Source organism: Brevibacillus fortis, assembly GCF_046196545.1.
Taxonomy (GTDB): Bacteria; Bacillota; Bacilli; order Brevibacillales; family Brevibacillaceae; genus Brevibacillus; species Brevibacillus fortis_A.
The window spans coordinates 358,473-384,902 of sequence record NZ_CP176370.1 but is presented as its reverse complement, the minus strand read 5'-3'; the positions used below and the strand labels follow the sequence as shown (position 1 = coordinate 384,902).

General features: G+C 47.5%; 30 protein-coding genes. 9 read left to right on the top strand and 21 right to left on the bottom strand.

Translation table 11 applies throughout. The features are described 5' to 3' along the window. Positions 1-105: 105 nt before the first annotated feature. From ACKKE8_RS02320 to ACKKE8_RS02295, 6 genes are all read right to left on the bottom strand, one after another. Entirely contained in the window at positions 106-729 is a 624-nt protein-coding gene (locus tag ACKKE8_RS02320; protein ID WP_409176751.1) for an alpha/beta hydrolase, read from the bottom strand. After that, complete coding sequence (locus tag ACKKE8_RS02315; protein WP_409176750.1) at positions 726-1,676, bottom strand: ring-cleaving dioxygenase; 951 nt, start codon at positions 1,674-1,676, stop codon at positions 726-728. The genes ACKKE8_RS02320 and ACKKE8_RS02315 overlap by 4 nt, the downstream gene beginning before the upstream one ends. Before the next feature lie 22 nt (positions 1,677-1,698). Continuing rightward, positions 1,699-2,337, bottom strand: a complete 639-nt coding sequence (locus ACKKE8_RS02310) for a nitroreductase family protein (protein WP_409176749.1) — start codon at positions 2,335-2,337, stop codon at positions 1,699-1,701. A gap of 211 nt (positions 2,338-2,548) precedes the next feature. After that, positions 2,549-3,052 (bottom strand): DinB family protein, encoded by a 504-nt coding sequence (locus ACKKE8_RS02305; RefSeq protein WP_409176748.1) that lies wholly within the window; start codon positions 3,050-3,052, stop codon positions 2,549-2,551. 35 nt (positions 3,053-3,087) lie between these two features. Further along, positions 3,088-4,176 carry a saccharopine dehydrogenase family protein gene (locus ACKKE8_RS02300; protein WP_409176747.1) on the bottom strand — a complete coding sequence of 363 codons (1,089 nt, stop codon included), beginning with the start codon at positions 4,174-4,176 and terminating at the stop codon, positions 3,088-3,090. Continuing rightward, positions 4,173-5,573, bottom strand: coding sequence for an MFS transporter (locus tag ACKKE8_RS02295; RefSeq protein ID WP_409176746.1), 1,401 nt, complete (start codon positions 5,571-5,573; stop codon positions 4,173-4,175). Before ACKKE8_RS02295 ends, ACKKE8_RS02300 begins: the two co-directional genes overlap by 4 nt. Positions 5,574-5,707: 134 nt before the next feature. Between ACKKE8_RS02295 and ACKKE8_RS02290 the strand changes: the two genes are divergently transcribed. Next, positions 5,708-6,796 (top strand): response regulator transcription factor, encoded by a 1,089-nt coding sequence (locus tag ACKKE8_RS02290; protein WP_409176745.1) that lies wholly within the window; start codon positions 5,708-5,710, stop codon positions 6,794-6,796. 68 nt (positions 6,797-6,864) lie between these two features. Here the strand turns inward: ACKKE8_RS02290 and ACKKE8_RS02285 are convergent, their stop codons facing one another. From ACKKE8_RS02285 to ACKKE8_RS02260, 6 genes are all read right to left on the bottom strand, one after another. After that, positions 6,865-7,179: a multidrug efflux SMR transporter gene (locus tag ACKKE8_RS02285; RefSeq protein ID WP_069852705.1), complete on the bottom strand. Its 315-nt coding sequence runs from the start codon at positions 7,177-7,179 to the stop codon at positions 6,865-6,867. A 19-nt stretch (positions 7,180-7,198) separates the two neighbouring features. Then, the gene (locus ACKKE8_RS02280; protein WP_409176744.1) at positions 7,199-7,534 is read right to left on the bottom strand and encodes a DMT family transporter; all 336 of its coding nucleotides are present in this window, start codon (positions 7,532-7,534) and stop codon (positions 7,199-7,201) included. A 97-nt stretch (positions 7,535-7,631) separates the two neighbouring features. Beyond that, positions 7,632-8,216 carry a TetR family transcriptional regulator gene (locus tag ACKKE8_RS02275; RefSeq protein ID WP_409176743.1) on the bottom strand — a complete coding sequence of 195 codons (585 nt, stop codon included), beginning with the start codon at positions 8,214-8,216 and terminating at the stop codon, positions 7,632-7,634. A 61-nt stretch (positions 8,217-8,277) separates the two neighbouring features. Beyond that, on the bottom strand, positions 8,278-8,760 hold the full coding sequence (locus ACKKE8_RS02270) for a GNAT family N-acetyltransferase (RefSeq protein WP_409176742.1): 483 nt from the start codon (positions 8,758-8,760) through the stop codon (positions 8,278-8,280). 92 nt (positions 8,761-8,852) lie between these two features. Next, entirely contained in the window at positions 8,853-9,959 is a 1,107-nt protein-coding gene (locus tag ACKKE8_RS02265) for a threonine aldolase family protein (protein ID WP_409176741.1), read from the bottom strand. Between the two features lie 137 nt (positions 9,960-10,096). Beyond that, positions 10,097-10,666, bottom strand: coding sequence for a bifunctional transcriptional activator/DNA repair enzyme AdaA (locus tag ACKKE8_RS02260; protein ID WP_409176740.1), 570 nt, complete (start codon positions 10,664-10,666; stop codon positions 10,097-10,099). A 169-nt stretch (positions 10,667-10,835) separates the two neighbouring features. Here ACKKE8_RS02260 and ACKKE8_RS02255 point away from each other — a divergent pair, with 169 nt between their 5' ends. The 3 genes from ACKKE8_RS02255 (at position 10,836) to ACKKE8_RS02245 (ending at position 13,290) form a co-directional block, all read left to right on the top strand. Further along, positions 10,836-11,768, top strand: coding sequence for a DNA-3-methyladenine glycosylase 2 (locus tag ACKKE8_RS02255; protein WP_409176739.1), 933 nt, complete (start codon positions 10,836-10,838; stop codon positions 11,766-11,768). 19 nt (positions 11,769-11,787) lie between these two features. Beyond that, complete coding sequence (locus ACKKE8_RS02250; RefSeq protein WP_409176738.1) at positions 11,788-12,906, top strand: deoxyribonuclease IV; 1,119 nt, start codon at positions 11,788-11,790, stop codon at positions 12,904-12,906. A gap of 84 nt (positions 12,907-12,990) precedes the next feature. Next, positions 12,991-13,290, top strand: a complete 300-nt coding sequence (locus tag ACKKE8_RS02245) for a metal-binding protein (protein ID WP_409176737.1) — start codon at positions 12,991-12,993, stop codon at positions 13,288-13,290. Positions 13,291-13,303: 13 nt separating this feature from the next. Here the strand turns inward: ACKKE8_RS02245 and ACKKE8_RS02240 are convergent, their stop codons facing one another. From ACKKE8_RS02240 to ACKKE8_RS02230, 3 genes are all read right to left on the bottom strand, one after another. After that, positions 13,304-13,636 carry a hypothetical protein gene (locus ACKKE8_RS02240; RefSeq protein WP_409176736.1) on the bottom strand — a complete coding sequence of 111 codons (333 nt, stop codon included), beginning with the start codon at positions 13,634-13,636 and terminating at the stop codon, positions 13,304-13,306. A 37-nt stretch (positions 13,637-13,673) separates the two neighbouring features. Then, positions 13,674-14,453 (bottom strand): cyclase family protein, encoded by a 780-nt coding sequence (locus ACKKE8_RS02235; protein WP_409176735.1) that lies wholly within the window; start codon positions 14,451-14,453, stop codon positions 13,674-13,676. A 137-nt stretch (positions 14,454-14,590) separates the two neighbouring features. Then, on the bottom strand, positions 14,591-15,394 hold the full coding sequence (locus ACKKE8_RS02230) for a MerR family transcriptional regulator (protein ID WP_409176734.1): 804 nt from the start codon (positions 15,392-15,394) through the stop codon (positions 14,591-14,593). 91 nt (positions 15,395-15,485) lie between these two features. Between ACKKE8_RS02230 and ACKKE8_RS02225 the strand changes: the two genes are divergently transcribed. Further along, complete coding sequence (locus ACKKE8_RS02225) at positions 15,486-16,496, top strand: alpha/beta fold hydrolase (RefSeq protein ID WP_409176733.1); 1,011 nt, start codon at positions 15,486-15,488, stop codon at positions 16,494-16,496. Between the two features lie 158 nt (positions 16,497-16,654). Continuing rightward, a complete protein-coding gene (locus ACKKE8_RS02220) occupies positions 16,655-17,206 on the top strand; it encodes a dihydrofolate reductase family protein (protein ID WP_409176732.1) in 552 nt (183 codons plus the stop codon). Positions 17,207-17,300: 94 nt separating this feature from the next. Here the strand turns inward: ACKKE8_RS02220 and ACKKE8_RS02215 are convergent, their stop codons facing one another. Both ACKKE8_RS02215 and ACKKE8_RS02210 read right to left on the bottom strand, forming a co-directional pair. Next, positions 17,301-18,620, bottom strand: a complete 1,320-nt coding sequence (locus ACKKE8_RS02215; protein ID WP_409176731.1) for a hemolysin family protein — start codon at positions 18,618-18,620, stop codon at positions 17,301-17,303. 197 nt (positions 18,621-18,817) lie between these two features. Beyond that, positions 18,818-19,579 (bottom strand): exodeoxyribonuclease III, encoded by a 762-nt coding sequence (locus ACKKE8_RS02210; protein WP_409176730.1) that lies wholly within the window; start codon positions 19,577-19,579, stop codon positions 18,818-18,820. Between the two features lie 226 nt (positions 19,580-19,805). Between ACKKE8_RS02210 and mphJ the strand changes: the two genes are divergently transcribed. Both mphJ and ACKKE8_RS02200 read left to right on the top strand, forming a co-directional pair. After that, the gene (mphJ, locus tag ACKKE8_RS02205; RefSeq protein WP_409176729.1) at positions 19,806-20,729 is read left to right on the top strand and encodes a macrolide 2'-phosphotransferase MphJ; all 924 of its coding nucleotides are present in this window, start codon (positions 19,806-19,808) and stop codon (positions 20,727-20,729) included. A gap of 144 nt (positions 20,730-20,873) precedes the next feature. Next, on the top strand, positions 20,874-21,191 hold the full coding sequence (locus ACKKE8_RS02200) for a hypothetical protein (protein ID WP_409176728.1): 318 nt from the start codon (positions 20,874-20,876) through the stop codon (positions 21,189-21,191). A 280-nt stretch (positions 21,192-21,471) separates the two neighbouring features. Here the strand turns inward: ACKKE8_RS02200 and ACKKE8_RS02195 are convergent, their stop codons facing one another. Then, positions 21,472-21,996 (bottom strand): DUF420 domain-containing protein, encoded by a 525-nt coding sequence (locus tag ACKKE8_RS02195; protein ID WP_409176727.1) that lies wholly within the window; start codon positions 21,994-21,996, stop codon positions 21,472-21,474. Between the two features lie 187 nt (positions 21,997-22,183). Next, entirely contained in the window at positions 22,184-23,563 is a 1,380-nt protein-coding gene (locus ACKKE8_RS02190; protein WP_409176726.1) for an amino acid permease, read from the bottom strand. Positions 23,564-23,950: 387 nt separating this feature from the next. Here ACKKE8_RS02190 and ACKKE8_RS02185 point away from each other — a divergent pair, with 387 nt between their 5' ends. Next, the gene (locus ACKKE8_RS02185) at positions 23,951-24,295 is read left to right on the top strand and encodes a carboxymuconolactone decarboxylase family protein (RefSeq protein WP_409176725.1); all 345 of its coding nucleotides are present in this window, start codon (positions 23,951-23,953) and stop codon (positions 24,293-24,295) included. A 101-nt stretch (positions 24,296-24,396) separates the two neighbouring features. On the opposite strand, the gene ACKKE8_RS02180 is transcribed toward ACKKE8_RS02185, so the two are convergent. Further along, the gene (locus tag ACKKE8_RS02180) at positions 24,397-25,344 is read right to left on the bottom strand and encodes an alpha/beta hydrolase (protein WP_409176724.1); all 948 of its coding nucleotides are present in this window, start codon (positions 25,342-25,344) and stop codon (positions 24,397-24,399) included. Between the two features lie 13 nt (positions 25,345-25,357). After that, the gene (locus ACKKE8_RS02175; protein ID WP_409176723.1) at positions 25,358-26,428 is read right to left on the bottom strand and encodes an LLM class flavin-dependent oxidoreductase; all 1,071 of its coding nucleotides are present in this window, start codon (positions 26,426-26,428) and stop codon (positions 25,358-25,360) included. Positions 26,429-26,430: the final 2 nt, after the last annotated feature.

The following is a 26,430-nucleotide window of genomic DNA, read 5'->3' as shown; positions in this document are numbered from 1 at the left end:
TTACACATTTGATTAAATCTGCGGGAAGCATGCTCTTTTCCCGGAAAAGCAACTGTTTGTGCGCACAAAAAAGCGGCAGCCACCTGGGCCCGCCGCTGTTGTTACTCATCGATTATTGCGAAACATCTCTGTAAACCACGCAGCCGATGCCTCTACTTCCTTCACCGTCAGCTGATGACCATATGAATCCCAATGTACAGTCACGTCAGCACCTGCTTCTGTCAGTAGCCGGTTTAGCTCCTCGGTCTCTTTTGCAGTACAAATCGGATCATTCGTGCCCGCTCCGATGAATACCGGAATGGCTGACATATCAGGCAGAGCTATCCCGCGGCGTGGAACCATTGGGTGGTAAAGAATCGCCCCTTTTAGCGAATTCGGGTAATGGAACAGGAGACTACCTGCGATATTCGCCCCGTTCGAATAGCCAACTGCCACGATATTGTCTCGCTCGATCTGATACGTAACCGCCGCCTGATCCAAAAACTCATGCAGCTCCTGCGTGCGGTAGACCAAATCCTCTTCGTCAAAAACACCCTCAGCTAAGCGTCGGAAAAATCGCGGCATGCCGTTTTCAAGAACATTCCCACGGACACTCAGAACAGAAGCGCCTGGATAAATGCGATTGGCCAGTGGCAAGAGGTCGTTTTCATCTCCACCTGTTCCATGTAGCAACAACAGGGTTGGTGCTTCTGAATCGGTTCCTTTTTGAAAAATGTGCTTCAAATTCATGATTTATCTTCCTCCAACACTCTGACTGTAATCGGCGGCAAGCCTTGCTCAATCTGGGCACGACGTGGCTCATACCACTCGGGGAGCATCAGTTTTTCACCCAATGTGTCAAATGGCTCATCTCGTTCAAAGCCCGGGGGATCGGTCGCAATCTCAAACAAAATCTCGCCCGGCTCGCGGAAGTAAATGGCGTTAAAGTATTGACGGTCGATAATATCTGTCGGATGGAGACCGGATTGAGTCGCGCGCTGCTGCCACAGTTGGTGATCCTGATCGTCTATGGCACGCCATGCGATATGGTGAATCGTACCTGCGCCACCTGCTCCTCTTGGTATCGGCTCGGCATTCACGTCAATGATATTGCCCAAATCGCCTTGAGCCTGGAACCGGACAAGACCATTTTCTTCGCCAACTCTGGTCAGTCCCATCAGTCTCTCGAGGACGTCCATCGTGTGGGCTGGAGCCATGCTGTACAAGATCGCTCCGCCGAAGCCTTTGATCGCCTTGTCAACTGGCACTCCGCCAAAGGACCATTTGCTTGCTGGACCGCCTTCACGTTCCACGATCTCCAACTGTAAGCCGTCTCTATCCGTAAATTGCAGATACGTCTCGTTAAAACGCTCCACGCGGCGGTACTCGATTCCGAATTTTTTCAGTCGATCCTCCCAGAAGGAAAACGCCCCCACCGGAATCAAGAAAGTGGTATAGCCCACCTGCCCACCGCCCACGCGTCCGCGGCGACCAGATTCCCACGGGAAAAAGGTGATCGCGGTACCTGGACTGCCGACCTCATTCCCGAAGTACAGATGATACACATCTGGCGCATCGAAGTTGATCGTTTTTTTCACCATGCGCAATCCGAGAAACCCTGCATAAAAATCAACGTTATTTTGGGCGCTTGTAACAAAAGCCGTGATATGGTGAATCCCTGCTGTTTGCTGTGTCATTTTGAATAGCCTCCTCTAATTATTATTTATTTGCTTGAAATGTGTTGTAGCTCACGAACTCTCCAACGGGCTTGCGGTACCCTCTTACACGCTGGCTGGATGTATCTTCTTTTCCAATCGTGATCATCAGAGCTGGCACAAAGCTGTCCGGAACCTTTGCGATCTCTTGGGCGGCTGCTGGGTCGAATCCGATCATCGGGCAAGTATCCCAGCCTTTATCCTTTGCAGCGAGCATGAACAGCATAGCGGACAAATTGGCATTGCGGATCGCTTCATCACGCTTGAACTGCTCTCCTCCAGACTCGTACATCGCTCTGACAGCAGAATTGTTGTGTTCGTACTCGCGTTGATCCATGATTCCTAAATGAAGCAGACCTTCATTGATGCGTTCTACGCTTTGGTATGCTTCCTTGTCTCCAAATACGAGCACCACTGCCGAAGCAGTTTTTACCTTATATTGTCTATATGCCGCTTCATATACACGCTCTTTTGCCTCTGGGTCAGTAATAACCACATAGTGGGCATGCTGCAAATTGAATGCAGATGGCGCGAATTTGACCAGCGACATGATTTCATCGATCTCAGCAGGTGTTATCGTTACGTCAGTGAGAAACTTGTTTGCGGATCTTCTGTTTTTTACAAGAGTAGTGAATTCACTCATGGGACTTCCTCCTCGATTTTTTCTATTCCATTCATTTTTCAATATCTTAAATTAAAGATAATAGGTTTAAAAATGTTCCTGCTTGGGGAAGTAGGATGACGATGTTACAAAAATAAATATCTTGAATTTAAGATAATTATAGGACTAAAATTCTCCCTTGTCAACAGCCCAAGGCCAGAAGAATGAAATCTCTTCCAGCCTAAGGCTCTTGTCAGTTGGCGTACCAATATAGAGCATACTCGGTCATGACAGAAGGATGCCCCATTTGGCGCAGCATCGCTGTAATATTTCCACGATGATACGTGCCGTGATTGACCACTTGCATGATGATTTCTGCCAAGCTCGTATCGCGTACCCTCGTGTACGGATTATCAAGGACAATGCGCCGCTCCAAATCTTCTTCTTGGCTGAGAAAAGCTCTGAATTGCTCGACCAGCTCGGCATACAACTGCTCTACTTCCTCCAAGCCTTTTCCCGTAATTTTCTTCTCTTGCTGCCATACCTCATTCATGGCCATTTGCATATCCATCCCCTGCAATATGAGAAGCCAGCTTTGATCCACCATATAAATGTGCTCCATCACTTTTGCAACAGTCGGAAAAACGCTTTGGACCTCCTGCTCGTAAACACCTTCCGGAAGTTCCTTCAAGCGATTGATTAACGTTTGATTCGCCCACGCGTGAAAATCGTACATGTTTTTGGCATAGTGTGTCATGATAAAGCCTCCTCTTTGGTTCGTCGATAGCTCTATCATAGACCGGCTTCCCTGACAAATATGGTCAGTGATGCTTCCTGCTCCAGCCGAAATCTCAATTTTTCTAATGAAAACAGTTGTTCCAAGTGGTGGACTCCTGGAGGAAACGTCTCTTCATACAACGATTTTGCTACGGCAGCCGCCACCATTGCGGTCATGTTGGACTGATCGCGCCCAAAAAGCAGACACTCTACTGTTGCCTCGTTAGTTCCCCGTTTTCCCCGTGCTTCTACCTTAATGGCAAATCGATCATCCCCCATTTTCCAACGCCCAAACGCTTCAATCGTGGCTTCCCGTACTTTGGGTTGATGGAGTAATCGGCAAATTCCTATGCTCCGAAGGGCTGCCACTACTCTCGTCATCCCATCCAGATCAAAACAAAGTCGAGTAGATACTGTAGGGACACCCAAGGTGCGTGCCAATGTCTGTTGATCGGAAAACGGAAATCGATACGCGTGCTTTTTCCCCAGTTCCGGTCCAAAATCAACGAGCTTGCCCTCTGTCATGCTCTCTACGGTTACACGCTGATGCTTGTTCATCACCTCGTAGCTCGTGCACAAGTTATCGACCGTCCATTCAATCGCGGCCTTCCCGTGTCGATCACCGAGACCAAGCATAATGAATATGTCCAGCTCACTCACCTGATCCAGCAAGCGATGAGCTTCCCCCGCGAGCAGGTTGGTCAGACCTGGCGCCAGTCCTACACTGAGCATGGCGGTTCCCATGTTCTTCGTTTCAGTTTGGCTCCCCCATTGTTCGATTTGCGTCAAAAAATGGCCATTCGCCGAAATATCGAGATAATGCGTTCCGTTCCGTACACACCCTTCCACAAAAGCCGTATCCGTCTGATCCAGACACATGACCACCAGCTTTACTTTTTCCAGCAAGCTTTGGTCCAAAGGCTTGTGAATATCGAGTTGCAGCGGCAGCACCTTCCCATCTGCTTCTCGGCAAAACGCTTCCGCCTTCTCCAAGCTGCGTCCGGCTGCATACACCCGCCCCGGATATGCGTTACCCAAATTTTTGCAAATCGATGCCCCTACATGACCGTACCCTCCGACTACCACAATTCGATCCTTGCTCATGCTTTCTCCACCTCTGCGCCTCTCTTTTTCTGCCGCTCCAGACGTCCTGCATACCACCAGACAAACAAACCGCTCAGGCAGATCAGGCCACCTGCTTCAAAAACCGTACGATACGCATCGATCGTCAGCTGCACAGCTTGATTCGATTCGCCGTTCATCATGCCCAGTCCCAACGCTGCGCCGACCACCATTCCTGCATTGCGCGTCAAGGCGATCATGCCTCCGATCGCGCCCGCATGCTCCATCGGGACGTGGCGCATGATGTAGCTGTTGTTGGGCGAAGCAATCAGCCCCATACCTGCTCCTACCAAAGCCAATACCGCGATGATTTCCACCGTAGATAATGCCTCTAGCCAGATCGCCAAGACGGTCAACCCTGCCCCCATCGCACCGAGACCTGCAAAAATGAGTGGCCGTGCCCGATAGCGGTCTGAAGCCCAGCCACTAAAAGGACCTGTTAGCGCCAGCAGCAGTGGGTAAGCAGTCATCATATACCCTGCCGTCAAAGGGGAAACATGCGCTTGATCAAGCAAGTAGAACGGCAGGACAACCAGTACGAGATTCGCGAGCACAAACGAAGTAAAGCTAATGAACAGTCCACTGGATACAGCTGATAGGCGAAAGACGGCCACGGGCAAAAACGGCACGGACTGTCGCCGCTCCCACCAGACAAACGCCCATGCCAAGACGAGTACACCCCCAAAAAGAATGAGCATTCCTTGTGAATCCCAGCCCCACCCGTTTCCATTGGAGATCGCCATAATGACTGAGCTGACCAGCAGCATGAACAGACCTGCCCCAACGAGATCGGGTGAACTGGCCTTCTTCTTCGTCTGCTCATGGGAAGGAATGTAACGAAAAGCCAGCCCCGTAGCCAAGATGGCGACAGGAACATGAATTAGAAACAACCACTCCCAGCTCAACCACGACGCGATCATCCCACCTGCAATCGGCCCGGTCATGCCGCCAAGCGCAACAGCTGTACTCATGATCCCCATTGCCCTTCCCCGCATTTCTTTTGGGAGCAAAATAGCAATGAGCGCGATATTGGTAGCCTGGAACATAGCCGCTCCAATGGCTTGCACGATTCGAAGCATGAGCAGCATCGTGATCGTCGTCGAAAACGCCACCAAGACAGAGCTTACCGTGAACAGCAGGAAGCCGTAATTGTGCAGCACACGATGCCCGTATCGATCTCCCAGCTTGCCCATGAAAGGAAGCAGAGACGCAATGACAAGCAAATAACCGGTTGTAATCCATTGTGCGATCGCCAGCTCCGTCTGGAAAATATATGTGAACTGAGGGAGCGATACATTGACAATCCCCGCCGTAAAATGAGACAAGAATGCACCCAGACAAATCGCGATCATCATGAAAAAGCGCTGCTGCTGGCTCATATGGTCTTTCCAACTCCTCGCGTATCTTGTAAATTTAGACTAAGAATTATTCTCAATTATAGAGAGGATCGAGGAGAGCACCATCCCACAAAGCTGGGATTTTCCTTTGCCAATAGACGTACAGGAGAATGCAGATGAGCATAAATCGGGAAGCGAGCAAACGAAAAGTGATGGCACTAGCTGAACGCTTTTCTCACTCTTCACAAGACTATCGGACAGCGCTCTTGCAGCTATTGCGAGAGTTCGTCCCTTTTGACGGGGCCTGCTGTACTGCCGTTGATCCGCAAACGCTTTTGTCCACCGGAGCCATTACGGAAGACGGGGTGGAAGCCATTCATCATGGCATATTTGAGCATGAATACTTGCGCGAGGACTTTAACCGGTATGATGATCTGTGCAAAGCGGCTGAGCCTGTCGCGACGCTGAGCCAAGCGACCGAGGGCCAGCTTGAACGCAGTGACCGCTATCGCAATGTTCTGCTCCCCGCCGGTTTTCATGATGAAATGCGTGCTGCCCTCAAGTATGACGGTGCATGCTGGGGCTATTTAACGTTGTTTCGCTCGCAGGGGCGTCCCTTTTTTTCTGAGCAGGAGCGTGAATGTATTTTGGTTTTGGCGCCGCTGATTGCTTATCAGTTGCGAAAGACGAGTCTGTCCTTACCCGCTGAGGAGAATACGTGGATGGAAGAAGAGATGGGGATATTGATGTTGTCGGAACAGTTCACCTTGCTCGCTGCCAATCCGACAGCGGAGAAATGGCTGACCCTGCTGCGCCAATGGGAGTCGATTGATCGCGATACCTTGCCCCGGCCAGTACGAGCCGTTTGTTCGCGGGCACTCTCCCAGCTGGCAGAATCAAGCCACACCACATCTATGGCAAAAGTCTGCATTCGCATGCCAGATGGCCCTTACATGACGATTCAGGCAAGCCCCATGAACAGCCAAAGCAGCACGGTCCACTTGGCTGTTTTGTTCAGTCCCGCAAAACCTGCTGACATGCTGCCGCTGATCGCCGAAGCGTATGGACTGTCTGTACGGGAGAAGCAAATACTCGACCAGATAGTCCGGGGCGCTTCCACGAAGGAGCTCGCACGCACACTGCACATCTCCGCTTATACGGTTCAGGATCATTTGAAATCCATCTTCGTAAAAACCGGGGTGTCCAGCAGGCGAGAGCTGATCTGGCAATTGTTTACCCGATTTGGCGTACAGGCGAACCAGTGAAAACCTAGCAAAAACCAAAAGCCCCCTTCTTACAGCACACGCTGCCAGAAAGGGGCTTTTAGCTATCGTTAAGCGATGAACTTCAAACCAACAATACTGATGACAATCCCTGTAATGAACAGAATCCGCTTCCTGTCCCTCGACTCTTTGAAAAACAACATCCCTACCAGCACGCTTCCTGCTGACCCAATGCCCGTCCATACAGCATAAGCTGTTCCGACTGGGAGCGTTTGTACAGCAGATGAGAGCAAATAAAAGCTAATACTTGCGAAGATCAAACAAGCAACCGTAGGCTTCCATTTTGTAAATCCTTCGGTCAGCTTTAACGAAATCACTCCACCAATTTCCGCGAAACCAGCGATAATCAACATCGCCCATGCCATACTGTCCACCTCCAAGTTGTTATGCGTTCTCTTCCTTTGGCTTGCTCGACAGCTTCAATCCAATAAGGCACGTGAGCAGCAACAGGATAAAAAAGATTTTCAAGAAAGATACATCCTCACCCAAGAACATAAATCCAACAACGGCCGTTCCCGCTGCACCAATCCCCGTGAAGATCGCATACGCAGTTCCGACTGGAATCCGCTTCATCGCCTGCGCAAAAAAGTAGAAGCTAGTGACGATCAATAAAACCGTGATGACACTCACTACAGGCTTCGTGAATCCATCCGAGAACTTCAGTCCCAATGCCCAAGCAATTTCGATCATTCCGCCAATAATTAAATAAAACCATGCCATGGTAATCACCTCTTTGATGTTCTTGTTGTAATAAAATGAATGAACGTCAGTCATTTTCTGCGCAATAAAAAAGAATTGGATATGCTCCAATACTTCTTTATTGGATACCTAATGCTCTTTTGCAAAATCGAAGGATTTCCGCTTTATATTCATCTGGTGCAAGATTTTTCTGATCGCTGCTGTAATAGCGTTCCGCTGTATTTTCGACAAGCGTAATAATAATTTTGGCCGTCCATCTCACATCAATATCTTTCAAGATGGCGTTATCATTGATTGCTTTCACGAGGACGCCTTCCATCCACTCATAAAAAGGCTTGTAGATCGTTCCCCATGTCTCCAATGAATTATCAACTGCAAATCCGGAATAGCAAAGGATGATGACATCCCGGTATTCATCCGTAAAGGAAAAGGTCTCATCGACCAACACTTCGAGAACGCTCTCGATATCACTTTTTCCCTGCAGCTTATCATTGATCCACTGGAAGGTAATCGTCAGCAGATTATCTGCAATCGCTGGGACCAGAGCCATCTTGGATGAGAAGTACAGGTAAAACGTCCCTTGGGCAATCCCTGCTTTTTTTACGATATCGGATATGGACGTCTTATCTAGCCCTTTTTCCGATATGATCTCGATAGCCGCGTTGAGGATTTTGGAATATTTATCGTCTTTGCTGACCGCCAAGTAACTTCCCTCCTTTTAACCGAACGATTATAACTGACTGACTGTCATTCATTTTATCCATTCATTTTGAAACTGTCAAATCCAGATAAAAAATCAGCTCCTCGCCATACTCGCCCGCAAACCTTAATCCTTGATCTACAAAACCCGCCTTTTTATACAGTTGGATCGCCGGGGTATTCGTATGATGAACCGTCAACACAATTTCATCCCGCATCGGGTAATACTCTCGTGCGATGTCAGGCAGGCTCTGTAAAGCTTTCAAAGCGTAGCCCTTCTTTTGATGACGGGAATCGATCGAGAATGACTTGAAAATAATCGCCTGATCATTTGGTGTGTAGGGATTGCCTGTGTGAGGTGTGAATAAGGCAAAACAGCCGATTAGATGACCCTGGCCAAAAATCACATAGGGCTGCTGATCAGAATTTTTTTGAGATGCTTCGATCACATCGACTGGCATAGACGTGTAGATTGCTTGTTCTTCGGGCAAATCATAAGCCATGATTAAAGGGTAGTCGTTTTTTTCGTACGGTCTGATAATGAACATATCGGTTCCTTTCTCTTCATTTCGGAAAAATGCGCGGCAGCCCGGTATGAATCGGTAAGCACCAGACTGCCACCGCCCCGAAATTGATTCATTTACTCGGCTTTTGATTTCTGCTCCCCTATTTTCTGATTCAGCTTTTCGAACGCCAAGCCCAGCTCTTCCTTCGGGATCATCGCATACCGATCGCCAATACTTACCTCATAGGAGCTAGAAGATTCGTCGTCCTGTCTTACATAATGCGTGAAGCCAATCCCTGTCTCTTCACTAAGTGAGACCAAGATACGCTCGAGCCCTTCTTTCGGCAAATCTGCGTGTACATGAAACATGTTGGATACAGGCACGGCCGGTCTCGTGGATATCCCCTGGCATTGGTTGTACAATCCCGCCAGCTCTTTTGCATGCTCGTAATATTGATTGAATTTATGTTTTCTCTGCTCAAAATGGTATTCTGCCGTGACAATATACGGGTACAAACTAATCAGGTCCCCGCCATGGCGTCTTTTCCATACCTTCGATTGCTTCGTGAAATCTTCATCCCCAGCCAGAATCGCTCCGGCAATGCCGCCTATCCCTTTGTAAAAGGAAACGTACACGCTATCGAACAATGCGCATACCTCATCGGCTGACTTCTGGTAATACGGCAGGATTTCCAAAAGCCGGGCACCATCTAGATGCAGCCGAATTCCTTTTTCCCGACAATAACGGGAGATCGCCTCCAAATCCTCATACGCGGGCAGCTGTCCGCCAATCTCACGCTGTGGCAATTCCAGCAACAGGCACGCGATATCGTCGTCCATGCCGAGAACATCGTCCAGTTCAATCACTCTGTCTTTATCAGCCAGCAAGACCGCCTCGATCTGATGCAGCTCCTTCAGCCCATCCTCCTCGTGGATCTCCAAGTGGCAGAGCGGATGGTAGGCGACCTTTTTGATTCCCTTCTCATCGCACCAGATGCGTAACGCGATTTGTTGGGCCATTGTACCGCTGGGAAAGAACACGGCAGACTCTTTGCCCAAATGTTCGGCCATCTTGCGCTGAAAATCCTCGATGAGCTCGCCTGTTCCGTACATATCACCCTCCACATTCCCATCCACCCTGGACAGGACCTGCTGCAATTGATGGAGGTCTCTCTTGCTATGCCCGGCGATTTGATAAGTGGTCTTTTTAAATACTTCCTTCAAGGTTTTCGTATCGCTCATTTTGGCGGGGCTCCTTTTCCTTTCGCATCTTCACCTTAACCCCTCCGTCCCGTTTTCGAAAAACTCTCATCGAAGGGGTCGTTATTCTCGGATGCAGATGCTTCTTACTTCTAAAGATATCACAATTCACAAGCAGCTTATGTCGTTTGTTGTTTGACGTACAGGTGGCGATATTCACTCGGGGTCTGGCCCGTCATTTTTTTAAACAACGTGATAAAATACGGCGTATTCGGCATTCCTACCAATTGCGCAACATCCGCGATCTGGTTGTTCGAATGAGCCAGCAGCTCTCGCGCCCTTTCTATCCGCTTTTTCTGGATGTACTCCACGGGTGTCATATCCATGAGTCGCTTAAACGTTCGCTGCAAATGAAACGGACTGCCATGGCACATATCAGCCAAATGCTCCAACGTCAGCTTTTCGTTATAATGAGAATCAATATACTGTGTAATTTGAGTCACCCACTCACGATCAGGCAACCTCTCTCCCGTGGGCTTGCATCGTTTACATGGGCGAAATTCATCCCGCAGGGCTTGGCTTGCATTTTGGAAAACCCGTACGTTCTCCCTCTTCGGCGGCTTCGACTTGCACGACGGTCTGCAAAAGATCTTTGTCGTTTTTACCGCATAAAAAAATTCATCATCGTAAGACGCATCGTTATGAATAATGGCCTGCCATCGCTCATCGGTTACCCGTTCCTCCAACACATGTCATCTCCTTTGCCATAGCCGTTATCGAATCGCTTGCTCTTACCGACAGTATACCCCCACGCTACGTGATCTGTACTGCTAGAAGATTAAAATAGCAAGATAACGAAATGACAGTATCACTTTACTTGTTATAAAACTAGGAGGAAGTCAGATAGGAGGTTTTCACATGACAAGCGGTCTATCACACGAGGCTTGGGTCGATAATAGAGAAGAAATAATCTTGTCCGTACCTACGGAATTCAGTTTTTCGCAAAATCTTCAATACTTGTCCAGAGCATCCAACGAATGCATGTTTCACATTCAGAACGGGCGCCTCTACAAAGCCATCCCGATTGAACAAGATCCACAAGTAGTCGAAATTCACGCAGATAACAATCAAGGATTGACTGTGCGTTTTCTCAGTCCTTCACTTCCCACTGAAAAAGTCCGGATAGAGGTAGCACGCTATGTTCGCGATTGGTTCGATCTTGATCGAGACCTGGTTCCGTTTTATGAGCTTGCCGCAGGGGATGCTCTTCTACGACAGGCCGTTGAAAAGTTTTACGGGCTGCGGACCATGGGCATTCCCGACCTGTTTGAAGCGCTCAGTTGGGGAATCATTGGACAACAAATTAACCTGACCTATGCGTACACGCTCAAAAGGCGATTGGTAGAGACATTCGGAAGACGGGTAGAGTTCGAAGGACAGACGTATTGGCTTTTTCCCACAGCCGAAAAAATCGCTGGATTGACCGTTGCTGATCTGGATGGATTGCGCATGACGACCAAGAAATGCGAGTATTTGATTGACGTTGCACAACTCATCGTTGAAGGGAAACTATCGAAAGAGCTATTATGGGACGGAGGAGATTATCAAACCGCGGAGAAACGATTGACCAGCATTCGCGGGATTGGACCGTGGACGGCCAACTATGTGCTCATGCGCTGTCTGCGAATACCCTCTGCTTTTCCCATTGATGATGTCGGCCTGCACAATGCGATCAAATTTTTACTAGGCAAAGAAAAAAAGCCGACAAAAGCAGAAATACGAGAGCTGTCCAAGGCTTGGACGAATTGGGAGTCGTACGCTACTTTTTATTTATGGCGTTTTCTTTATTAATCAAAGGAGGTTCTATCCTATGCTAAAAATAGGTTCGCACGTATCATTCTCCGGTAAAGGACTGCTAAATGCCGCCGAAGAAGCAGCCACCTACGGCTCGAGTACCTTTATGATCTACACGGGTGCACCGCAAAACACCCGCCGCAAGCCGATCGAGGACCAGTACATTACGGAAGGCAAAGAAGTAATGGCCAAGCAGGGCGTGGATGAAATTGTGGTACATGCCCCGTACATTATTAACTTGGGCTCTTACAAGGACGATACCTATGAGCTCGCTGTCCGCTTTCTGCAAGAAGAGATTCGCCGAACCGACTACATTGGCGTCAAAAATATCGTGCTGCACCCTGGCGCCTACACGGACAAGGATGCGGAGTACGGCATCGCCCGAATCGCAGAAGGCTTGAATGAAGTTCTGACAGGCGTCAAAGACACCAACGTGAAAATCGCATTGGAGACGATGGCAGGTAAAGGAACGGAAATCGGTCGCAGCTTTGAGGAAATCGCGGCCATCATCGATAAAGTAGAAGACAACGGCAGATTGACCGTCTGCATGGATACGTGCCACATTCACGACGCTGGCTACGATATCGTCAACGACTTTGATGGCGTCTTGGAACAGTTTGACCGGACAATCGGCTTGGACCGTCTCGCCGTCGTTCACTTGAATGACAGCAAAAACTTCCGCGGGGCAGGCAAAGACCGCCATGCGCCAATCGGTGCGGGACTCATCGGCTTTGATGCGATGAATTACATCGTGAACCACGAGAAAATCCGCCACCTGCCGCTTGTACTGGAGACACCTTGGATCAGCAAGGAAAAAGGCAACGAGCGTCCGATGTACGAAGCAGAAATCGCCCTCTTGCGCGGGGAAGTGGACAAGCGCTTCGGTGATGAATTCATGGACCATGTGGAGCGCCTCGATTTCTTTTTCCGCAAACAAGATATCACCAGACGCGAGTATGTGATCGGGATTTGGGAGCTGCTCAAAAACGACGCGAAGGCAAAGAAAGCCGATGGCCGCGAGCCGATGGAGCGTCTGTACGATATGGTGAAGGAAGCGAGATTGTTCCCAGAGCTCACCGAAGAGCAGATCAACCACCGCTTGACTGCCTACTTCGCGATTCCGACATTCTCGTAAGGTAAAAGCACTTCATGTAGGCTGACTGTGGCTTCCTCCTGTTGGAGTGAATCCGACATACGTACCAATAAAGGGGGGAGCCATATGCCTACACCAAAAAAGCCAGCACCTCAAGATGCTGACCCTACCAAAACATATAGGCTGCTTGGAGCTGATCGCTTGTTTTATCAGAGCAATACTCCGGGTACATTAGGGGGCTACCGGCCGCGCAAAATATACGGCCGACTGGATTGTCCCTCTGCCATCAGAGCCATTACACGAGGCGGTTATGTGCCGCATCGCGTATTTTTTGCGGATGAAGCTACCGCTATTGCTGCGGGGTATCGGCCTTGTGCTGTTTGTTTACGAGAGAAATATTTATTGTGGAAAGCGATGCGGGCGTAGCCTCCTGGTCTCTCTATAGAACACCTGTGGGGATTCGAAAGAGTACATAGTTGCCCGTCCACATTTGTGACGTGATAATCATCTTCTCTTTCCCCCGTTCAAAAAAGTATCCTGCGCCTTCTTGCTGGATAAAGGTCCAGCCTTTTTCTGTCACTGCTCGTTTCATCGCTTCTGCCGCTGAAGCTTGATTCGCTTGCGGCCCATACCCGTACCAATCGACGTTTTCCTCCGTCGTCAATTTGACGATGGTTCCCTTATTTTCGCCCAACAGCTCCGTCACTTCTCTTTTGGACTTGGATTCGAATGGTAATGCAGGATACCAGATCAGAGAAACATACGCGATCATGATGAAACAAAAGCCCAAGAAGAATAGGAGGAACAGACTACTCCTCTTCCTCAAAAATCGCAACCGGACGCGCCCATCCCGCGCTCGCTCCTTTCACTTTTACAGGAAACACAGAAACGGTAAACCCGTAGGGCCTCGGCAATTGCTCCAAGTTCGCCAGCTTTTCAATTTGGCAATACTCTTTCTCTTTTCCCACATAGTGAGCCGCCCATAAAACGCCATCGCGCGGATTTTGTTTATAATCAGCAGCTTGAACGGAAAATGGAATATCCCATCCCCACCCATCAGTTCCCATGACCTTGATTCCTTGATCGATGAGCCAATGTGTTGCTTCGGCGGATACGCCTGCATGTGATTGAAAATAGTGCTCTTCATAGTATCGTTTATCCGCATCCGTCCTGATCAGGACGATATCGAACGGTTTCAGTTCGTATTCGATTTGGGCGAGCTTCTGTTTTACATCATTCACCGTGATTTCATAGCCAGACGGCTTTTCACTAAAATCGAGCAGGACACCATCTCCGTAAAACCACTCCAACGGTAACTGATCAATCGTTTTCGCTGGCTCTCCCTCTGAAGTAGGCCAGTAATGCCAAGGTGCGTCTACATGTGTTCCCGTATGTGTCGTGAGTGTCACCGTTTCACTCGCCCAAGCCTTCTGTTCGGGAAAATCCGTTGGTTGCAAACCGAAATACTGCGCAGCTTGGACAGCCCCTTCTTCATGACTATTGTATTGAATCTCAGGTGGAAACGGTTCTTTTGCCAGACGATCAAGAGGCACACTCAGATCAATGAACCGACGTGCTTTTCTGTTCATAGCAGGATTCCCTTCTTTCCCCTTTGGAATTTTCTGTATTTTCCTTCAACCTTACTGTACTACTTGCCTTCCACCAGCGTCAAATGAACACAAGCAAAAGGCCAGTACCTCGTCGTCTATACAGGTACTGGCCTTCTTCATGGAGATTCAATGGGAATTTGTACTTCTACATACGTATCGCCCCCATGTGGGGATTGCAGATAGTTTTCTCTGCCCGGCTGATCTTTTTTGATCCGGTACTGATTGCGCTCTATCCATTTTGCCAAGTCAATACAGGCCGTAGAAGGAACAAATGGCTCTACGCGTTGGACCAAGGTGGCCATCATCGGCTCTTCTGGCAGCATACGTATTTCCAGCATGTCTGATGGCACGGGAATGTCCTGTTTGAGTACATAGCCGATCTCCAATTCGAATGCCGTCTCGTCTCTCTCCGACTCCTTCCACAAAACGATGGGAGAAAGCATCCCTCTCTGCTGCTTGCCCGCATAATGAGCCAGCCGATCGAGAAGCATCGGAATCTCTTCCACCGTACCTTCCGAACGGAACGAGACCACTTTTTGGGCTTCGACTTGTTTAAAGACAACCTCTTGTTCTACGTACCCCTTTTGCTCGATCGATAGAAGACGCTCCTTGATTCGATTCAATCGTGCTTGCTCTTCCTCAAGTAGCTGTTCCATTTCCCTTTCTTTTTGCCTGAATATGCCTTGCACTTGTTCCAGGGACATCTCTTCATGCAGCAATTGCTGAATTTGTTGCAACGTAAATCCCAAGTCCTTGTACATGAGGATTCGATTGAGCGTAACCAATTGCTCTGCTGCATAAAACCGATAGCCAGTCTCTTTGTCGATATCGGCTGGCTTCAAAATGCCAATTTGATCATAAAAACGAAGCGTCTTTAAGGACACTCTGCTCAATCGGGAAAATTCACTGATCTTAAACATGGAAAAACCCCAATCTATCATTCCCTTGACTTTCCCCTGTACGGGAACGTTTATAGTTGAAAAAATCATGCTTACAAAGGAGAAATACGAGATGGATTACGACATTTTTCACTTGGGAGAGGTTCGCTTGCAATCAGGAGTGACACTGCCACATGGATTTATTGCTTACAAAACGTATGGCACGCTCAACGCAGCCAAGGATAACGTCATTATATTTCCTACATCGTTTGGAGACCAGCATTACCAAAACGAATGGCTCATCGGGGAAGATAAGGCTTTGAACCCGAATCAATATTTTATCATCATTCCCAACATGCTCGGCAACGGGCTATCGTCTTCCCCGAGCAATACAGCAAGCCCGTATGATCAGGCAAATTTTCCGCACGTTACGATCTACGATAATGTCGTACTTCAGCATCGACTCATTACGGAGAAGTTTGGCATCCAAAAAATTGCGCTGGCAACCGGCTGGTCAATGGGGGCCATTCAGGCTTTTCATTGGGCGGCGAGCTACCCGGATATAGTCGAACGATTAGCTCCTTTTGCCGGAACTGCAAAAACATGGCCACATAACATCGTCTTGATCGAAGGCATCCGAGCAGCCTTGCAGGCCGATATAGCTTGGAATAACGGGCGGTATACAGCATCTCCCGAGGTTGGCTTGCGTACCTTGGGGCGCGTTTATGCGAGTTGGGGGTTTTCACAGCCATTTTACCGCGAGGCATGCTATAAAGCTTTGGGCTATGAGACACTTTCCGAATTTATCTCGGGATTTTGGGAGGAGAGCTTTGTTCCTTCGGATGCAAACGATTTGCTGGCGATGATGTGGACGTGGCAACATGCCGACATTAGCCAAAATGATACGTACAATGGAGACTTTGAGGCGGCGTTGCGAGGCATCCAGGCACGAACGGTTGTGATGCCCGTACGGACTGATTTGTATTTCACGCCAGAAGACAGTGAATATGAGACGAAGCACATCCCTAACGCAATTTTTAAGCCGATTGAATCAATCTGGGGACACTTGGCTGGGTTTGGGCTTAACCCTGTTGATACCGCGTTTATTGATAACACCTTAAAAGAACTGTTGGGGACAAACTGAAAATACGAAGAAGAGGGACACCTATAAAGAGGCCATTCAGGAAAAAGGTTCTTCGCTTTTGATAAAAAATGCTTTCCTTTTTTGCTCAAATAAAAATGCGTGCAAGCCCTAGATCGTTTCACATAAAATAGAGTGGAGAAAAAAGGAGGGATCTCCAAATGGCCTCATTAATTTATCATGTTGCCGTATCGTTAGACAATTTCATTGCCGATCAAGGGATCATGGATGGAAATATTGAAAACACTCTCTTTTTATTTGAGGGAGAACATGTACCGGACTTTTTATCTGAAATTCAGGAATATGATGCTGTGCTGATGGGCGCCAAAACCTACGAGTTTGGGTTTAAATTCGGGGCCAAGCCGGGCGAACCAGGCTATAAGGGGATCAAGCATTATATTTTCTCAAACTCCATGCAGTTTGAGTCCAATGAAGAAGTCGAGCTGGTCAAAGGCGATGCCATCGAATTTATCAAGAATCTCAAACAGCAAGAAAACGGTAAGCTGTGGCTATGTGGGGGCGGTGAATTGGCAGGAGCGTTACTGGCACATCAACTGATTGATCAATTAGTGCTGAAAGTGAATCCGGTGATGGTCGGTGAAGGTGTCCCTCTATTTGGAAGTGTGAAGCCACGTCTCAAACTAGAGTTAGTGGACATGAAACAGTACGCAAACGGCGTAACGAAACCTACTTACAACATTGTTTATATATAATCTCGCTTAATAAGAGAAACGGGACCGCATCCTTCGGCCCCGTTTCCTTACCTTCTGTCATATAGAAAAAAGATGGGACACCCCCATCTTTTGATTACGTTACATTCTGCAGCTCACGAGTTGGAACTTCTGCTGCCTTCTGAATCTCAATTTTCCGTATGCGATGCTTGTCTTTCTTTCTGATCGTAAAGACGAGATCATCGTATTGCCATTGGATACCTTCTTTGAGCGTAGAATTTTGACTGTATAGCCAACCCCCGATAGTATCGAGCTCTTCTTCATTAATATTGGCGTTAAGCAAGTCGTTTACCTCGGAGAGAAGTACCTTTCCGTCGACAATCACATGGCTATTCTCTTCCACGATTTCGATTTCGGCTTTTTCCTCCGCGTCGAATTCATCACGGATTTCACCTACGATTTCCTCCAAAATATCTTCGATCGTAACCATTCCGGAGGTACCGCCATATTCGTCAATCAGGATGGCGATATGCGTTCTTTGTTTCTGCATTTTTTTCAAAAGATCTTTTACAGGTGTAGCCTCTGAAACCGTCAAGAACGGTCGGATGAGCTTCGACATATCCAAATTTGAATCATCGGCATAATTCAGAAAGAACTCTTTCGTGTTAATCATCCCGATAATATGATCTTTGTTTTGCGATATAACCGGAAAACGGGTATATTGCTCTTCTTTCATGATTCGCAGATTTTGCTCAAGGGTATATTCCTTGTGCAAGCAGCTCATATCTGTTCGCGGGACCATAATCTCGCGGGCCAGCATCTCATCAAAGGCAAAGATATTGCTAACGTATCCATACTCAGACTGATTAATTTTGCCGCTCTCATAGCTTTCCGTCAGAATGATTCGCAGCTCTTCTTCTGAGTGACTTTCTTCGTGCTCCTTGGTCGGTTTCATACCGAACGAACGCACAAGCAGAGCAGCAGAGCCATTCAATACCCAAATCGCAGGGTACATCAATTTATAGAACCAAATAATAGGTTTCGCACACAGTAAGCTAACCGCTTCTGCCTTTTGGATTGCCACTGTTTTCGGTGCCAGTTCCCCGACAACCACATGTAGAAACGTAACGAGAGAGTATGCAATCACAAACGACAGAACTGCAACGACTTGTTCGGGTAAATAAGGCGTAAGAAATGGGCTAATGATGCTTTCAATCGTCGGTTTCCCCAATACCCCCAAGCCAATGGCTGTCAACGTAATCCCCAATTGACACGCTGACAAATATCCATCCAAATTACTAACTACTTTCTGAACAGCAAGAGCATTCTTTCTCCCTTCCATGACCAGTTGGTCTACACGGCTAGGGCGAAGCTTTACAATTGCGAATTCAGTTGCCACAAAAAAAGCAGTAGCAACAATCAGAAAAGCAATTAGTAACAAATTCATGGTTAGCAATATCCTATCCCCTCTTCATTAGAAGTCTTACATGGTCATTGTACGAAACTCCTCCCCCTCATATCAAAGTTCACTTATATCCAATTTCGTCTTAATTGTTTGATTATAGGCAGTTTTGCTATTTCAGGTCACTCACCCTCACAATTGCTGACTACAGGCATGGCATACTACCCATATCCTTCCCTTCCTCCTGCTCTTTATTCGATGTTCCCCAGCTCCAACACGACCGGACAATGATCGCTTCCCATCACCTGTGAGTCAATTCCCGCACTGAGCAACGACGGAGCCAGTCTCTCAGAAGCAAGAAAATAATCAATACGCCACCCGATATTTCGTTCTCTTACTTTCGGCATAAAAGACCACCACGTATATGCATCTGTCTGATCCGGATAAAAGTATCGATAAGTATCTACAAACCCAGCTGCCAGCAAATTCGTCATCTTCTCACGCTCTTCCGGAGTAAAGCCAGAATTATTGCGATTGGATTTCGCATTCTTCAAATCAATCTCTTGATGGGCGACATTCATATCTCCGCAAACCACCACAGGCTTCTTCGCATCTAGCTGCAATAAGTAGTTCCGAAACCGCTCCTCCCATTCCAGCCGATAATCCAATCTGGACAAGTCACGCTTCGCATTCGGAGTATATACCGTTACCAGGTAGAAATCCTGGAACTCCAATGTAATGATGCGCCCCTCAGGCTCATGGTCTTCTTCCAAGCCGTAACGCACAGATAGTGGTTCCATTTTTGTAAAAACAGCCGTTCCGGAATAACCCTTTTTCTCAGCGTAGTTCCAATATTGATGATACTCCTCGCCGATCTCCATCTCGATTTGACCTTCTTGCAGCTTCGTTTCCTGCAAGCAAAATATATCGGCATTCGCTTCTTTGAAGTACTCGTAAAACCCTTTGTTTACGCATGCGCGAAGTCCATTTACATTCCAAGATATCAATTTCATCAACGCTAATCTCCTCGTCGTTATTCGTTAGATTCTATGGTACACTATCTTTGTTTTCAATTATAGGAGGGTACAATGATGGACATTGCAATGGGCATCGCATTCATGAGACTTCGTTAAAATAGCCAAGACCCCATGTAGGCTCAGCCATTTTCAAAACTCAGAATGGTATGGGTTTATTTGTGTTTGATTGACTTTAACTATTCATGAATGAGGTGTTTTTGTTATGTCAAAAAACAATGTAGAGCAAATGCTTGCAATCGCGAAAAATAACGGAATCCTTGTAGACCCAACTACCGTGAAGGTGAATGAATCCGGCTTAGATTTCCTTGCGATTTTTGCAAGTACGATAGATGGTATTCCATGGGTATTGCGTCAACCGCGCCGGGACGATGTCGTGGAAACAGCTCGTTACGAGAAAAAGGTGTTAGATCTCGTATCAAATCATCTCAGTGTCGAGGTACCTGATTGGCAGGTTCACACCTCTGAATTCATCGCTTATCCGATCCTAGGTGGCACACCGATGGCGACGATCAATATGGAAACAAAAAATTATGAGTGGTATTTGAATCCTGAATCTCTACCTGAACTGTGCATACAAACGTGGGCGGAAGCATTGGTGGAATTACACGGTATTCATCATGACCTTGCTCGAGATGCTGGTATCCGCGTCAAGCAGCCTAACGAAGCACGAGCAAGCCTTCGAGAAAAGATGAATGAAGTCAAACGCGTCTTTGGCGTTTCTGGGGCGCTATGGGATCGTTGGCAAAAATGGTTTGCGGATGATTCATTCTGGCCTGCTCACTCCGTTCTCGTGCATGGTGACCTCCATCCGGGGCATATCCTGGTTGATGAAAACGGAAAGGTAACGGGGCTCCTCGATTGGACGGAGGCCGAGGTCGCTGATCCGGCGACGGACTTTACGGTCTTTTACATGTTGTTTGGAGATGCTGGCCTGGCTGACTTCATCAAACGCTATGAAAAAGCAGGAGGCCGTGTATGGCCGCGTATGCATGAGCATATCGCAGAAATGACATCCGTGTATCCCGTCATTCTTGCCATCTTTGCGTTGAAATCAGGGCTGGAAGAGTTCAAGATCATGGCACGACAAGCTCTGGGTGTCGACGAAAACGGCAAAGAGATTTCTTAATGAATAACCAACCACCGTTTCCGATTGGAGGCGGTGGTTTTCCATGTAAATAGCTATAATGAGCCATTACTGACTAGGAAATATGGTGTTACAATAAATCGGCTCATTTGGACAATCCCTTACTAAATAGATGGAGTGAATATGATGAAGCGAGGACTTCTTATTGGCATTGGTGCTATAGTCGTAGTAACTGGCGTGCTTTCCATTCCTGTTGAAGCAGGCCCCTCATCCGATACACGAATCATATTGGAGCACACAAACAAGACGTATATTTCACCGCCCTGTTATGAGCAAGCAAACAAAACGAACAATCTAGCCGAAGCTGATATTCAAAAAGCGCAGGAATTGAATTATCAGCCAGAATCCAGCTGCACGGCAAATTCACTTGCCCCCATTAAGCAACCGATTGCTTCCATACTCGCCGAGAACCTTGGAATGAAACAAAGCCAATGGGACTGGTAACTGCCGATTCTGCGGCTGACTGTTTCTTCCGAAGGGCACATCACCGCCTTGAAACAAGATCCCATTTTAGATTTCTTCTACGGACTGCATGTGGGCGAATGGGAAGACCTTAACTATGTGACTCTGTTAGAAATTATCTCCATCTTAACGGCTTTTCTTGTCGTATCCGGGTTCATTTATTTCCTGCCCAAACGCTGGTTTAAGAAACGCGAATCGAAAATATAAAGGCTTTGGCCATAAAAAAGAGCGTTAGCTATAGCAGCTAATGCTCTTTTTTGGATTAATAGTACGGAGAAATCATGATGTAAACAATGACACCCGTTGCACTGACATACAGCCACATCGGCATCGTCCAGCGGGCGATTTTTTTATGTTTTTCCACCTTCATGTTGAGTCCACGTGCAGTCGTAATCAGCGCAAATGGAACGATAAGCGCCGACAACAGAATATGTGTAATCAAAATGAAGTAATAAATCGGCCGCAGAATTCCTTCTCCCCCGTAGGAAGTGCTTGGTGCCATTCCGTGGTAGATCACATACGAAACCAAGAAGAGAGCTGTTGTGGAGAAAGCTGCAAAAATATATCCTCGATGCATCTTCATGTTTTTGAACTTCACGATGGAAACAAGTGCGGCAACCAGAAATACAAAGGTAAAACTGTTCATGACTGCATTAAAAAACGGCAGAAACGTCAGGTCGAGATGGCTGAAATCATTGTTCTTGGGCATGAAGTACAAGATGGCGATCAGCGTGTTAATCGCTATGGTGAGAATAACGATAATCGGTGTATAGTTGCGTTGTTTCATTCTTATGCTCCTTTTTTCTCAGATCATGAATGAGTATCCCGCTTTAGTCTACCCATTGACGAGCATGGACATTGGCAGCCGAAGACGGTTAACCAGTCCAGTCATCCTAATGATAAACGAAGTAGGTATGCCGTACAAAGGCGATTTGATGAACAAAAAAAGGACCAACAAATGTTGGTCCCCTTCGTTATTTCTTGTTTGATTGCTCGTCCAATGGTACTGCCTTGCTAACTCCTAATGCAAAGAAGCTGATGACCACAATCGCCAAGAAGACAATTCCGGCAATCAGGGAAACGCGTGTGTCATCATTGATCCACATACCAATGAGTACCATGATGAGAAAAGCAATGGTCAAATAGTTGCTCACTGGGGCAAAAGGCATTTTGAATGGATGGTTGTCCATTTCAGCACCCTTTGCTTTTCGGAATCTGATTTGACTGATCAAAATGACAAACCACGGTACCATACCAGGCAGCACACTCGCACTGTACACATACACGAAGAGATTTTCTGGGGCGATATAGCTTAAGATAACCCCAATGCCCAGACCAATCAGCACACCAATCGTACCTAACAACGGCACACCATTCGAAGACAGCTTCGTAAAAATTTTCGGAGCTTGACCATTAACACCTAAGGTATACAGCATACGCCCTGCACTATAAATCCCGCTATTACAGCCAGACATAGCAGCAGTAATCACGACAAAGTTAATGATACCTGCAGCAGCGGTAATACCAATTTTCGCAAAAGTAGCAACGAACGGACTGCCGATTGCCTGTAATTGATCCCAAGGGTAAACGGTTACAATAACAAAGATCGCACCGATATAGAAAATCAAAATACGCCAAATGATACTTTGGATCGCACTCGTTAATGTTTTTTTCGGGTCTTTTGCTTCCCCCGCGGTAATCCCGATGAGCTCGACACCTTGATACGCCCCAATCACCAAGGAAAGTGCGAAGAAAAAGCCTGTCCAACCGCCCGTAAAGAATCCGCCATTCTCCCACAGATTCGATAATCCGATTGCGTTTCCACCATTTCCAATGCCAAAGAAAATCAATCCAAACCCTGCAATAATCATCAAAACGATCGTGACAATTTTGATCATGGCAAACCAAAACTCAAATTCACCAAATGATTTTACCGAGACCAAGTTTGCTGCACCCAGAATCACCATGGCAATAATGCCTGGAATCCAAGGCGGTAAATCCGGGAACCAATACTGCATATACTGCCCGACGGCGATGATCTCTGCCATCCCGACAATGACCCACTGAAACCAGTTACTCCAAGCAGTCATATAACCTGCTAACGGATGGATATATTTATGCCCAAAGGTCGCAAATGAACCCGTACTTGGTTCCATATACAACATTTCACCCATTGCACGCATGATGAAAAAAATAAAAATTCCTACAATTGCATAAGCTAGCATGACGGATGGGCCTGTCCATTTGATCGTGCTGGCTGACCCCATAAATAGCCCAACACCAATCGTACCGCCCAAAGCAATCATCTGAATATGACGCGCTTCCAAGCCCCTCTTCAGTTCTTTGTTTTCCACGTAAGCTTCCTCTTCCTCTCTGCTGTTGGCGGTATTTTCTGATAGCTTCTAGTCATGTTGATTTTTATTGATTCAAAAACTGCCCCTTAAAATTCTCTTCACTTCTTATCAAGCATTCCTGCTAATTAGTAAGATTATTCACCTCGCTTGCCTTACGCTACATTTGTTGATACCTTCATATATTTTAATATGTTTTTATAATATCCACAATTATATTTACAAGGAAAATACTTGATAACCAAATATATTTGTATCTAAGAAGAAGAAAAATACGTGACAAATCAAGTAACTTGAAATGTGATCCTACCTCCATAAAGGATAAGCAGTATGAAATTTTCCCAGCAAAGAAATACTATCAGCGATTTTAAAATAGGAGGAAATGGAACCATGGAGCACTATTTAGCCAAACAGTATCGTGAAGGACTGCAAGCTTTTGGACAGCTGATGCCAGAGGCCTTGCGAGCATATAATGAATTCACCAGCCAATGCTTTTCGTCCGGTGAATTGTCATCCAAGCATAAGCATTTGCAGGCACTGGCCATCTCCCTTTACTCCGGAAATGAGCACTGCATTGTCTATCATTTGGAAGCGGCTCGAAACGATGGAGTTTCTCAGAAAGAAATTGCTGAAACTGTAGCGGTAGCCGGAGCATTCGGCGGCGGAACGACCCTTTCGCATGGCGTCATATTAATCAATGAGGTGATGGAGGAAAAACAGGGAACGATTCAATGAGAAGATGACCGAAAATTTCTGTACCTCTGCGGTTATAAGAGCTTACAAAAGCACAACAATCACCGAGATCGCCCTCGTTCGGTTGTTGTGCTTTTTGTCTCTTAGATTACGTCAGGATTAAGCGCTCTCGCCATCGCATCCACATAGCTTTGGCTGGCGCGCTTGCTCACTTCCGCTTCGGGGACAAACACTTCAAAGCAGTGGTAGCATCCGGGATACAGATGAAATTCTACGTCTACGCCCGCTTGTGCAAGGCGCGTCACATATTCGATCGTCTCATCCCTGAACAGATCGAGCTGTCCTACGCACGTATAAGTCGGCGGCAGCCCCGCCAAGTTTTCTGCTCTCGATGGCACCGCATATGCGGATACATGATCGTCGTCGGCACCTTCGCCCAGGTACATACTCCACGCAGCCAAATTGTTTGTCCGGTTCCAGGTTGCATTTTCAGCCTCAATTTCATAGCTCGACGCTGTACGATTACGGTTGTCGATCATCGGATACAACGGCATTTGGAAGATAAGCGCCGGTCCGCCTTTGTCGCGGGCCATTAAAGCAAGTGCTGCGGTCAGCCCGCCTCCCCCACTTGCACCAGCAATCGCAACCCGATCTAGATCGATGGCGAGTGACTCAGCTTCGCCCGTCATCCACGTTAAACCGGCGTAGCAGTCATTGATCGCTGCTGGATAAGGGTGCTCGGGAGCCAGACGATAATCGACCGATACGACGATACAATTAGCCACTTGAACGAAGCGTTCGCATAGAGCGTCATCCATATCGGGGTGCCCCAGCACATAGCCTCCTCCGTGAATCCACAGCATGGCCGGAAGCTTGCTGCCTGTTCGCTGGGCGGGCTCGTATATTTTGGCTAGCATCTCTCCTGCTGCGCCCTGAATCATTCGACTTGTGGTACGTACATGCTCTGACTTCATAATAGGCGGATTTTTCAGCATAGCCCTGCTCGACTCCAAATTCTCTTCGAGTTGAAAACCAGGGAATTGCGCTAATGTTTGTCTTAATTCCGGTAGTACCCGACTATGAAAATCCACGTGAATCCCTCCATTAAGCAAATGTTGATTCCTGATGTGTCTCTGCTTCCCACTTGGTTATTTCCTCTCGCACCCGAGGCGCTACCTCTGTTCCTAGCAGCTCAATGGCTCTCATTACCTGATCATGCGGCATCGTGGATATCGGCACATACATCATAAAGCGCGTCATGCCTACATGTTTGCGAAGGTGGATGATCTTTTGAGCAACCGTCTCCGGATCCCCCACATACAATGCCCCCTCGAAGCTGCGTGCGGCATCGAAGCTAGCACGGTTATAATGCGCCCAGCCCCGCTCCCTTCCGATTTTATTCATTCCTGCTTGTGTAGAAGGAAAGAATGTATCTGCCGCCAGTTCCGTATCTTCTGCAACAAACCCTAGTGAATGTGACCCAACCGTTAGCCGCGATACGTCATGACCAGCGTGCGTGGCCACCTTCTTGTAAAGCTGCACAAGTGGTGCAAACTGCCGCGGACTTCCACCAATGATCGCCAGCATCAGTGGCAATCCCAGCAGACCTGCACGAACTACAGATTCCTGATTGCCTCCGCTGCCAATCCATATGGGTAAAGGATTCTGAACGGGCCGTGGATACACGCCCAAATTCTGAATAGCTGGTCGATGACCGCCCCTCCAGGTTACTTTTTCGGACGCCTGTATTTTCAGGAGTAGTTCCAAATGTTCATCAAACAACTCATCATAGTCATTCAAGTCATAGCCAAACAGAGGAAAAGATTCGATAAAGGAACCCCGTCCCGCCATAATCTCTGCCCGTCCATTTGAAATACCATCGAGTGTAGCAAAATCTTGAAAAACACGCACTGGATCAGCCGAAGAAAGCACTGTCACTGCACTGGTCAGCCGAATCCTTTTTGTCAGTGACGCAGCCGCAGACAGCACCATTGCTGGAGAAGAAGCAGCATAATCCTTGCGATGATGTTCACCTATGCCAAATACATCAAGCCCAACCTGATCAGCGAGGACGATTTCCTCGACAACTTCACGCAATCTCTGTGCGTGGCTCATCACTTCACCTGTCTGAACATCCGGCGTGGTTTCCACAAACGAAGTAATACCAATCTCCACAA